An 11,116-nucleotide genomic window follows, 5' to 3' on the forward strand; every position below is an offset into this window, starting at 1 on the left:
TAACTATACAAATAGAAACCGATGGCATAAATTTTTCAAAATGATATAAACCATTACAAAATATAACAAAACGTTAGAGCTAGGTTATATCATGAGTCTTGAGCAATCTTTGGAATATCTCACCAAAATAAATTTGCCGATCGAATCAAAGCAGCAGGCCCTGGTTGACTCAGTTATTCTTACCCTAACGAAACAAAAACGAGATGCTCTTTTTCAACAGGTTGCTCTGTATCGAATAAAACTGCTTAAATCTCTCTTTCCTAAACACGCATCAAAAAGTCTTTCTGCACTATTTGAGTTAATGGATTATCGAGATTTAGTGCAACAGTATCCGACAGGTTTCTCCAAAGAGATTCGTTTACTTGAACAACTTGCCGCAGATTGTTACCCGCATTGGATGGTTTTCTGGTGTCAATGCGAGATCGAAGCAATCAAGCAAAAATATCCTTCAAACGAAGCTGCGATTCCTACTCCGCTTCCGTTTGACGACCACAGCTATACTAGCGTGTTAATTGAAGATATCGCAGATTGCGATCTTGAGGTAATGCTGCCAAATCATGCAGCGTTAATGCCGATTTCCGAAGCGATCACACTGAGTAATCTTGAGCTTTTCGTCCAAACTGAACAATGGTTTGAAATCTTGCCTCTTTTATCACTCTCGCAAAAAGGGCAGCACTTTGCCCTCTTGCTCAAATCGTCATCTTCACCAATCATGGTCTCCTCCGCTTTAGTGCAAAGCTGGCATCAACGAAATAACTGGCTCAGTTACTCACCACAGTTTAGTAACGAACAATGGCAGTTTTGCTTTCCTAATCATGGGTACAGTGTTCTCAATCAACTGGGTATTTTGGAGTGTCGTGCTCTAACTCATGAGCACACTCTTATTGAGTTTGATGCTCAGTTTCAATCTCGTGTAAAGAACAGTGAAGCGGTTTGCGAAGTACTGCGTCTTACGGTGGGAGGCAACATTCAACAAAAGCTGTATTTTTTGTATCTGGCGCAAAAAACTATGATGAGCGAGCTCTATAAAGCAGGCTATAAGCTCGGCTTTACCATTATTGAGCAAGTATTTATGTTAAATTTCTATCAATCTATTGATTTAAGTGCCTACTTTCACTCAGGATACCGCGACATTAACGGTGACGGTACCAAGACATACCGCGGTTTCTGGAATTTAGGTATGATGGTTGAAGCATTTCAAGACATACAATTTCGCGACTACAAACATTGCGTACGAACAAAAAGAATGGATAAAAAGGTGAATGAGCATGCTTGATGTTCATTTGCACGGTCTCTTTTACCCAAAAGCAATGGCATTGTACGCGACTGTACTAATAGTATTCGCTTGGCTACTGTATTACTGCTATCGCCTAAAACAGAAGAGTGAATCAATCTTAGGCTCGCATCACGCGCCTTACATCGCTTATTCCAGCTGTATCATTGTTTGGATAAGCAGCAACGCCTATTTCCATACCGATTTATTGCCAGAATTAGGCTCTGTTGGTGGTATTTTTATGGCTAAGTTAGCGAACTTAGCGTCTTTTTTCGCCTTTGCGTTTGCATTCTATTTTTCTTGCCAGTTAACCGCAGATGTTAAAAAAACAGCGGTCAAAGTCTGGCAAAAAGTCGTCTTTGTCGCACTAGCAACGTATTCACTGTACATCAACTTAGTGCCGAATCTTACTGTCGAAAATGTCACCATTAGTGGTCCAAGCCAGTTCGTCATTGAATTTGGCCCACATACCTCATATTTTTTCATTAGTTTGCTAGCTTTCGTGGTACTAACGCTGCTTAACTTGATTGCCATGCGCGCTAACAGCAGCAAGCTCACGCTAGCAAAAAGCAACTATATGATCGCTGGCATTTTGGTATTCATGTTATCTACGGCAGTGATACACCTTGGAATGACGTATTTCCTTGGCGACTTCTCCCTAACTTGGTTACCACCAGCACTTTCAATCAGCGAAATGTTGTTTGTGGGCTATGCCCTACTTACCTCTCGCTTCTACAGCGCTAAATATCTCACGTACTTAACGGTAAGCGCGCTCTTAGTCTGCGCCATTTTTGTTCTGCCGCTAGGGGCGATATTTATTCCGATCTCTGAAGATAACCAATGGCTTGTTGCGGTACCTTTATGTGCGCTTATCGGTATCACTTGGCACTTGTTTTTTAAGCGAGTCAGTCGTTACGCTTCGTATTTTATTTATGGGAAACGACACACTCCCGTTCAGCAAATCCTTGGGTTAGAGGAAGAGTTTAAACGCTCAATAGATGATGCTATGCGTCAGTTGGCATCGTTACTTAACATACCAAACAACAAGCTACAGCTAGTCACTAGCAATTACACAGAAACGTTTTACGAAGAGTACCTGCCGTCAAGCAAGTCAGTTCTCGTGCTTGATGAGTTGTCTGAAGAAATTGATTATGCCTCCTCTTCTAAAGGGTCGATGAGAAAGCTCTACGAGCGCATGCGCTCAAGCAATACTGCGCTCGTTATGCCTCTCTTCGGTCGTGGAAAGTCTGTTACTCACTTACTAATTTCTTCACATAAAATAGATAATAAGCTGTTTTCTAATGAAGAAATCTCAGCTCTGCAAACGTTATTAGTTCGCATCCAGAGCACCATTGAAGCCGATAGAAAGGTACGCCAAAGCCGTGCGCTGGCTAACTCCATTGCACATGAAATGCGTAACCCTCTCGCTCAAGTACAATTACAATTTGAAGCTTTAAAACAGCATATAGAGTCAAACGCTTCACTGGATACGCTAAAAAGAGAAATTGATAAAGGTGAAGCCGCTATACAACGCGGTCGACAACTTATCGATATTATTTTACGAGAAGTTAGCGACAGCTCACCAGAGCATGAGCCTTTAGCTCTCACTTCCATACATAAAGCCATCGACCAAGCAGTAAGCCGTTATGGTTTTGAAAACGATCAAATAATAGAGAGAATTAACCTGCCACAGGCACACGATTTTGTCGCGAAGTTAAATGAGACCCTGTTTAACTTTGTCATTTTCAATTTGATTCGTAACGCTATCTACTATTTTGATTCTTATCCCGACAGTCAAATTGAGATTCGTACCCAGACGGGGGCTTACGAAAACATTCTGATCTTCCGAGATAGTGGGCCAGGTATAGATAGCAGTATCTTACACAAGATATTTGATGACTTTTTCTCGTATCAAAAAAGCGGAGGCAGTGGCTTAGGTTTGGGCTATTGCCAACGTGTTATGCGCTCATTCGGAGGACGAATAGAGTGCCAGTCTGAATTGAACGAGTTCACAGAATTCTACTTGTATTTCCCAGTCGTACCAAACGCACCAAAACCAGAGACATTAAGGGCACCGGACTTTGATAGCTGGAAAGCAACTGCATCACATTCTGAAAATCATTCAGCTCAACACGTACAAGTATCTAAAGATGCACCAACAGTGCTCATTGTTGATGACAAAGAGGTGCAACGCACCTTGGTACAGATGTATTTAAAAAGATTGGGAGTCAACAGCTTACAAGCAAATAATGGAGCCTCTGCGGTAGAACTATTCCACTCTCACAAGATTGATCTCGTTCTTATGGATGTCCAAATGCCGGTAATGAATGGATTTGACGCAAGCCAACGGATTAAGCAAATCACATCCTCCGTTCCAATCATTGCCTTATCTGGTGAGTCTGGAGCTAGAGAGTTGGAGCTAATTTCGAAACTCATGGATGACAGACTCGAAAAGCCCACCACGTTAAATGCACTTCAAGTCGTCATCCAAAGATGGCTACAGAACGAGAATTTTGCACCTTCCAACACTTTTTAATCTGCAAATATAGAATTGGCACTAGATGTGCATTATTGGAGTAAATCGAATTATCCAGAAGGTCAAGCAGGCTACAAAAGAGTAGCGTATGAGCTTGATAAGGAGATCGCCATGTTACTTCATCGACATACATACTACGGCCTGATTCATCATGGAATCAAAACACTGTTACTTGATCGCTTAGGCCACTATACAGAAGAAGAGTATCATCAATATCTGACCCTGATGACTGGTAAATCCACTTGCTTCACGATGTCTCTCGAAGAGCTAGAAGCAACGGTCGATAACTTACTGCGGGAAGGCTATTTAGAAGATGTAAAAACGCTTATTTCCCAATATCAACGTGTGGCTTAAGGTTTAAAACTCTCAACTCTATTGCCGCTTCACGCGGCAATTTTTATTCCTTCCATTTGCTGTTTCGACGTGGAAGAAGCTTGCGGGCTGTACGATATACTAAGCGTTACTATTCTTACCTTAACTTCCTCAGTATTCACATCTTGTCAGATTCCGTTAGACTGTCTTCAATTCAATAATTAGGTAGATTTTGCCATCATGAAGCAGATCCTAGACTTTATACCACTCATCGTTTTCTTCGCTTTATACAAGCTGTACGACATCTACGTGGCGACAGGTGCACTGATCGTAGCAACAGCCATTCAACTTGTCGTCACCTACGCGCTGTATAAGAAAGTCGAAAAGATGCAGCTAATAACATTTGTTATCGTCACTATCTTCGGCGGCATGACCCTTTTCTTCCACGACGACAATTTTATAAAGTGGAAAGTCACCATCATTTACGCGATTCTGGCGATTGGCTTAGCAGTGAGCCACGCATTGGGAAAATCAGCTATCAAAGGTATGCTAGGCAAGGAAATTACGTTACCTGACGCTGTTTGGGCAAAGATTAACTGGGCTTGGGTTGGCTTCTTCTCATTCTTCGCTGGCCTAAACATTTATATTGCTTACGAATTGCCGTTGGATGTTTGGGTTAACTTCAAAGTATTTGGAATGTTGATCGCGACATTTGCCTACATGATTGCGACTGGCTTTTACATTTATAAACACATGCCAAAAGAACAAAAAAATAACTCATCCGATGTGTCCACTGATGATTAAAAACTCAGTTTTGCTATAATCCGCGACTTCGCAGCGACCTTAGGGTCGCTGTTTTGCTCCATGTATCAGTAAACCGCTCAAACAACGTACCGTTTTCAGACCATTCTTGCTGCTGTAAACCAACTTTCTCTGGTCCGGTATCTGCGGTTTTTTAAGGACCTTTGGTTCTAGGTATTTACTATGTTGGCGCTTAGTTTGAGCGCCTTTAAGATTTAGGATGTCACAATGAGTCAAGAAATAAGCTCTCCGAAAGGTCAAATGCTGCTTCGTACCCTTGCAATGCCTGCAGATACAAACGCCAATGGCGATATTTTTGGCGGTTGGATAATGTCTCAGCTCGACTTAGCGGGCGCGATTCTGGCAAAAGAGATCTCTTGTGGTCGCGTTGTCACCGTTTCGGTATCAAGCATTACGTTCAAAAAACCTGTTGGTGTGGGCGATGTCGTATGCTGCTACGGCGAATGCACTAAGATCGGCCGCACATCCATGAGTGTCGATTTGGAAGTATGGGTCAAACCCGTCAAAGCTCACGGTGTTGGCGAACGCTTCATGGTTTGTGATGCGACCTTCAACTACGTAGCCATTGACAGTGAAGGTAAACCACGTCCGGTTCAGAATTAGTCAACCTACAACGCTAACAGTTAGAAAGGATCTCACATTTTCTGTTGTTCACTTGTGAGAGACACAAAAAAGGCGTTAAATTAACACTTTACCCTACCAATTAAGGAACTATGCTATGTGGTATGTCATCTTTTCACAGGACGTTGAGAACTCGTTGGAAAAACGCATGAGCGTTCGCCCACAACACTTGGATCGCTTACAAAAGTTACAAGACGAAGGTCGCCTTCTTACAGCTGGTCCGATGCCTGCGATAGATTCTGACAATCCTGGAGAAGCTGGATTTACGGGCTCAACTGTCATCGCTGAATTCGCCTCGCTAGAGGATGCTAAAGCATGGGCAGAAGCCGATCCTTACGTAGCGGCTGGTGTTTACGATAATGTAATCGTGAAACCGTTCAAAAAAGTATTTTAATTTATGAAAAAATTACTGTGTCTTTTCTTGGTATTTGGTGCTCTGGCTGGCTGTTCATCAACCGATGATAATCAGCGGCAACTTGAGCTTATGGCATCAAACCGAGCAGGAGTTTTGTCTGCGGGCCTCCCTTTAGAGTACGGTCCACTGCAAATAATGCGTGTCTCATCCAACAAAAATGTTGTAGAGATGATGATGATTTATAACGATGGCGCACTCGGTGCAAAGCCGTTAAATCAAGTACTGAATACCAGTATCTATACCTACTGCAGCAACCCAGAAGTTCGCAAGCAAATTGATATGGGCTTGATGTATCGTATTAAGGTACGTAATTCTCGCGGTCAGTTGATGGCAGATGAGTTGGTTTCCGCACAGACTTGTACTCAGGTGAAGTAGCTACAGTAATTTTTGTTGCTTTCGGCATGAGACGATGATTCGCTATTATTGGATAATCTGAAAACGAAAGTTAACAATTAAGAATAGAAAAACGGAGACCACAGTCTCCGTTTTTATTTGCTGTAACGACGTGTTACGCCAGCTCAGCACGGAGCTTCTTCGCCGCTGAAACCAGATTTGCCAATGCGGCTTCTGTCTCCTTCCAGTTTCGTGTTTTCAGACCACAATCTGGGTTTACCCACAAACGTTGAGCCGGAATTTTTTCTGCCGCTTTCTTGATTAAACCTTCAATCCATTCTTCCGTAGGAATGTTTGGTGAGTGAATGTCATAAACACCAGGGCCAATTTCGTTCGGGTAATTGAACTCTTCAAATGCTTTCAGCAGCTCCATATTTGAGCGAGATGTTTCAATGGTAATGACGTCCGCATCGAGTGCCGCAACCGAATCAATGATTTCATTGAACTCGCTGTAACACATATGAGTGTGAATCTGAGTTTCTGGTTTTGCACTTGCCGCAGAGACCTTAAACGCATTTACGGCCCATTCTAAGTACGCTTTGTGATCGCGTTTTTTGAGTGGTAAACCTTCTCGAATGGCTGGCTCGTCAATTTGAATGATATTGATGCCTGCATCTTGCAGGTCAGACACCTCATCACGTAGTGCCAAAGCAAGTTGCTGCGCAATTTCTTGACGTGTGATGTCTTCACGTGGGAACGTCCAACATAAAATCGTTACTGGTCCAGTCAACATGCCTTTCATCTGTTTGCTGGTTAGCGATTGTGCGTACGTCGACCATTCAACTGTGATCGGTTTTTCACGTTCAATGTCAGCAACTACAATGGCAGGTTTCACACAACGAGAACCATAACTCTGTACCCAACCAAATTTGGTCGTTTGAAAACCCGCCAAGTTCTCAGCGAAGTATTCCACCATGTCGTTACGCTCTGCTTCACCATGAACTAGCACATCTAGGTCGAGCGCCTCTTGACGTTTTACTGCGTCAGCAATATGTCCTTTAAGTGCTTGGATATATTCAGACTCAGATAATTGACCTGTACGATAAGCGCTGCGCTGCACCCGGATTTCACCCGTTTGAGGAAAAGAGCCGATTGTCGTTGTTGGCAACAAAGGCAAGCCCAATACTTCAGCTTGATGCGCAGCACGCTCTGCATAAGGTGCGCTGCGCTCGGCAAGTGACGCGGTAATGTTGTTTAAACGCGCTTGTACTTGAGGTTTATTCACATGTGTTGCTGTCTTGCGCGCTTTGATTGGCTGGCTATAGGTATCACAAGCGAGAATCGCATTTTGGTCACCATCGAGCGCTCGGCCAAGCAAGGCGACTTCTGCCACTTTTTGTTTTGCAAAGGCAAACCAACTTTTTACTTCTTCGCTCAGTTCTGTTTCCAGTGCTAAATCAACAGGGCTATGTAGCAGAGAACATGAACTGGCAACCCAAAGTTTGTCGCCCAGTTTCTCTTTGACTGGCTGTAGACGCTCGAGTTGGGCACTTAAATCTGAACGCCACACATTACGACCATTCACAACACCAGCAGAAAGCACCCAATCCTCCGGTAACTTGGTAACTACATCGTCAAGCTGCTGAGGGGCGGCAGATAAATCGATATGCAAACCATCTACCGGAAGCTCTACAATTTTGCCTAGCGTATCGCTTACGGAGTCAAAGTACGTCGTTAGCAGCACTTTTACATCGCTTCGAATCACTTGGTACGCTAGCTTGAACGCATCAGCCCATTTGCTTTCTAGCTCCAGTGACAAAATTGGCTCATCAATCTGAACCCACTCAACACCTTGACTTGCGAGCTTTGCCAAAATAGCTTGGTAAGCCGTAAGCAATCGTGGCAGTAGCGTCAGGCGATCGAACCCTTCTTCTACCTCTTTACCTAAGTAAAGATAACTGACTGGGCCAAGCAAAACTGGCTTCACTTTATGCCCAGCTTGGGTTGCTTCGTTGACTTCTTCAAACAGTTGAGGCCAACTCACTTCAAATGTATCGTCCTTGCTAAATTCAGGTACGATGTAGTGGTAGTTTGTGTTGAACCATTTAGTCATATCCGATGCTGCAGCGCCCGCACAGCCGCAACCCGCTTGAGATTGACCGCGACCCACTTTGAATAGCGTATCCAAATCAGGGAAACCGTCTGCGTGACGTTTTGGCACGTGACCCAGTAACAACGTGGTCGTCAGTACATGATCGTACCAAGCAAAATCGCCAGCGGTGGTAAAACTCAAGCCAGCATCTGTTTGCGTTTGCCAGTTTTTAGCGCGCAGATCTGCTCCAACCTTTTTAAGCTCTGCTTGATCAATTTCTCCGCGCCAGTATTTTTCCTGAGCGAATTTTAATTCTCGTTTTTCACCGATGCGTGGATAACCTAGTACGTGCGTTGTTGTAGCCATGTCCCTATTCCTTTTTCAATCTTGTTTAATTTGTTTGGGTCAGAGTATCTTTCGTCATGAAAGATGTCTGGATGGCTAAACTATCGCTCTCATCTGCGGTTTGAACAACGTCCATTTATTCAACTTGTTTATTAAAAAAATTCATCATGAAGCGACATGATTCGCAGATAAAAACAACAAATAGACGTCTAGACGTTTACATATCCATTTTTTGTCGTTAAGTTATTTACACGATTGCTATTCTGTTCATAGCGAGCAACAAAGGATGAAAGGAATTCATGATAGAGCTAAAACATTTGCGGACACTCACTTCGCTTCGAGACACTGGCTCTCTAACGGCGACAGCGACCGCTTTGCATCTCACTCAGTCGGCACTGTCTCATCAGATCAAAGATTTGGAGGCGCGAATTGGAGGGCAACTGTTCCTGAGAAAGACTCGTCCGGTGAAGTTCACTTCAGAGGGAGAAATCCTATTGCGTCTTGCAGAAGATATCCTTCCGAAACTCGCAAGAGCAGAAAATGATTTAGCGAGCTTGAAAGAGGACGTCAATGGCCGATTACATATGGCCATTGAATGTCACTCTTGCTTCCAATGGCTAATGCCTGCACTTAGGGAGTACCAACTTGCTTGGCCTAGCGTAACATTGGACTTTTCCTCTGGTTTTGGCTTTGAACCACTCCCAGCTCTATTGGCAGGCGAACTCGATCTCGTTATTACTTCCGATATCCAACCTCGATCTGAAGTCCACTACGAGCCTCTATTCGACTTTGAAATGCGTTTAATTACCGCAACCAACCACCCATTGGCGGAAAAAGAAATTATTGATCCGCAAGATCTCGCAGATCAAACCATGCTCTCTTATCCGGTTCAAAAACAAAGGCTAGACGTCGTAAAGCACTTTCTTCAGCCAGCAGGAATAGAACCTGCGAAATGGAAGCAAGCCGACAACACTCTCATGTTAGTTCAGATGGTCTCTGCTGGATTAGGGGTGGCGGCACTACCCAATTGGGCGATTTCTGAATTTTCTCGCCAAGGTCTTATTACCAGTAAACCTTTCGGCCAAGGCTTATGGCGTCGCTTGTTTGCAGCAACGCGTCACTCAGAGAAAGAAAAGCGTTACTTACAAGCTTTTTTCGCAACCGCGAGGCTACAATGTAAAAGCCACCTTGACGGAATCAAGATGGCTTAAAAGATTTGGATTATGAAAGGCTTAGCGTTGATATGCTTTAAATTGGTTAGTCAATGGATCGTACTGATAACCGAGCATATCAAGCTTGCCGACTACAGACTCTACATCCATCTCATACACTGATACTAACTCGTCAAAACTGTCGCACTCTAAACGTAGCTTTTCGTTGACGATACCTAGCAAAATAGTGCTGTCCAGATTACCTACATTGCTTAAATCCATCGCGACTCTCCTCTTCGACAAGGTATATAAACAAGCGTAGTAGTAATCACGCGAATTTAAAGTGAGTGCGATCTAAAACGTGATCACCTTATACCCAAACACCAAGAAAGCACTTGGATATAAGCCGTCTAGCTTTGTCTTTAGAATAGAGGTTAAGCCGCGAGAGAGAATAAACCTTGCAGGCTCGTCATCGACGCGAGTGCTAGCAACAAGGCTACGCTCAGTTGCACCTTTTCTGGTTTCTTATGCGTAAAAATATGCCAACACCACACGATAATTGAAGAAATTAGCATAGCTAAAGACAGCAAGATTGGCTGTGTTGCAGCGTTTAGTGTGGCTTCATTTAACTGGTAAGAAGCAAACAACGTTGCGATGACTAATAGCATTCCAGACACAATGCCCGTAACTGGTAAAATACGGTGAAATGCCTGTAATCTGCTGCGAGCTATCGTAAGCAGCAATTGAGAAAATGACGCCCCAAGGAAAAATATCATTAGCGCCATCGCTATCGATGCTGGCCAGCTTGATTGCTCAAATACTTGAATACTCACATACGCAAAGGCCAAACCATTCGCTAAATGCATCGCCCATAGTGGCCCTTTTTCACGCGTTTTCTTGGTTTGAACCTGAGAATAGAAGTAGAAAATAGCAAACACGATCATAAATGCTTCAATGCGAAGTGACGCAACAGCGAGCCACAATACAGCTACTGCAGGCAACATTTTATGAAGACGTCCTCGCTGACCAGGACAAATATCGCCCTTGATTAGAAGCAAAGTCAGTAGCGCTTGTGCGCCAAATAGCATCGGAGGGAAAGTAACCAGCAATTGTTGAATCATGTTGAATGCACGCTCAAAAGTCATTTTGGGGGGCGATAATATCAAATCAACTATCGCCAAACCACCGAAAGTCGGCCCCAAAATGAGCTAAAACG

Annotated in this window: 11 protein-coding genes; 8 read left to right on the forward strand and 3 right to left on the reverse strand. The window is 43.6% G+C overall.

The window, feature by feature from the left end; genetic code table 11:
- The first annotated feature begins 91 nt into the window (after nucleotides 1–91).
- The 7 genes from R7Q41_RS17150 to R7Q41_RS17180 all read left to right on the forward strand — a co-directional run bounded on the left by R7Q41_RS17150 (nucleotide 92) and on the right by R7Q41_RS17180 (nucleotide 6,354).
- On the forward strand, nucleotides 92–1,276 hold the full coding sequence (locus tag R7Q41_RS17150) for an acyl-homoserine-lactone synthase (RefSeq protein ID WP_054730548.1): 1,185 nt from the start codon (nucleotides 92–94) through the stop codon (nucleotides 1,274–1,276).
- Nucleotides 1,269–3,809: a hybrid sensor histidine kinase/response regulator gene (locus R7Q41_RS17155; protein WP_318144598.1), complete on the forward strand. Its 2,541-nt coding sequence runs from the start codon at nucleotides 1,269–1,271 to the stop codon at nucleotides 3,807–3,809. Before R7Q41_RS17150 ends, R7Q41_RS17155 begins: the two co-directional genes overlap by 8 nt.
- A gap of 111 nt (nucleotides 3,810–3,920) precedes the next feature.
- The gene (locus R7Q41_RS17160; RefSeq protein ID WP_017634694.1) at nucleotides 3,921–4,163 is read left to right on the forward strand and encodes a hypothetical protein; all 243 of its coding nucleotides are present in this window, start codon (nucleotides 3,921–3,923) and stop codon (nucleotides 4,161–4,163) included.
- A 198-nt stretch (nucleotides 4,164–4,361) separates the two neighbouring features.
- Nucleotides 4,362–4,925, forward strand: coding sequence for a septation protein A (locus R7Q41_RS17165; RefSeq protein WP_005376769.1), 564 nt, complete (start codon nucleotides 4,362–4,364; stop codon nucleotides 4,923–4,925).
- Between the two features lie 225 nt (nucleotides 4,926–5,150).
- Nucleotides 5,151–5,546 (forward strand): acyl-CoA thioester hydrolase YciA, encoded by a 396-nt coding sequence (gene yciA, locus R7Q41_RS17170; RefSeq protein ID WP_005376768.1) that lies wholly within the window; start codon nucleotides 5,151–5,153, stop codon nucleotides 5,544–5,546.
- A 115-nt stretch (nucleotides 5,547–5,661) separates the two neighbouring features.
- Nucleotides 5,662–5,958: a YciI family protein gene (locus tag R7Q41_RS17175; protein WP_005376766.1), complete on the forward strand. Its 297-nt coding sequence runs from the start codon at nucleotides 5,662–5,664 to the stop codon at nucleotides 5,956–5,958.
- A 3-nt stretch (nucleotides 5,959–5,961) separates the two neighbouring features.
- The gene (locus R7Q41_RS17180) at nucleotides 5,962–6,354 is read left to right on the forward strand and encodes a GspS/AspS pilotin family protein (RefSeq protein WP_005386726.1); all 393 of its coding nucleotides are present in this window, start codon (nucleotides 5,962–5,964) and stop codon (nucleotides 6,352–6,354) included.
- Between the two features lie 133 nt (nucleotides 6,355–6,487).
- Here the strand turns inward: R7Q41_RS17180 and metE are convergent, their stop codons facing one another.
- The gene (metE, locus tag R7Q41_RS17185) at nucleotides 6,488–8,770 is read right to left on the reverse strand and encodes a 5-methyltetrahydropteroyltriglutamate--homocysteine S-methyltransferase (protein ID WP_318108801.1); all 2,283 of its coding nucleotides are present in this window, start codon (nucleotides 8,768–8,770) and stop codon (nucleotides 6,488–6,490) included.
- Nucleotides 8,771–9,048: 278 nt separating this feature from the next.
- Here metE and metR point away from each other — a divergent pair, with 278 nt between their 5' ends.
- Entirely contained in the window at nucleotides 9,049–9,960 is a 912-nt protein-coding gene (metR, locus tag R7Q41_RS17190) for an HTH-type transcriptional regulator MetR (protein ID WP_170890396.1), read from the forward strand.
- A gap of 21 nt (nucleotides 9,961–9,981) precedes the next feature.
- On the opposite strand, the gene R7Q41_RS17195 is transcribed toward metR, so the two are convergent.
- Entirely contained in the window at nucleotides 9,982–10,182 is a 201-nt protein-coding gene (locus tag R7Q41_RS17195) for a DUF4250 domain-containing protein (RefSeq protein WP_005376762.1), read from the reverse strand.
- Between the two features lie 152 nt (nucleotides 10,183–10,334).
- Entirely contained in the window at nucleotides 10,335–11,045 is a 711-nt protein-coding gene (locus tag R7Q41_RS17200) for a hypothetical protein (RefSeq protein WP_005389354.1), read from the reverse strand.
- Nucleotides 11,046–11,116: the final 71 nt, after the last annotated feature.

The organism is Vibrio sp. 2096, from assembly GCF_033339595.1.
Taxonomy (GTDB): domain Bacteria; phylum Pseudomonadota; class Gammaproteobacteria; order Enterobacterales; family Vibrionaceae; genus Vibrio; species Vibrio alginolyticus.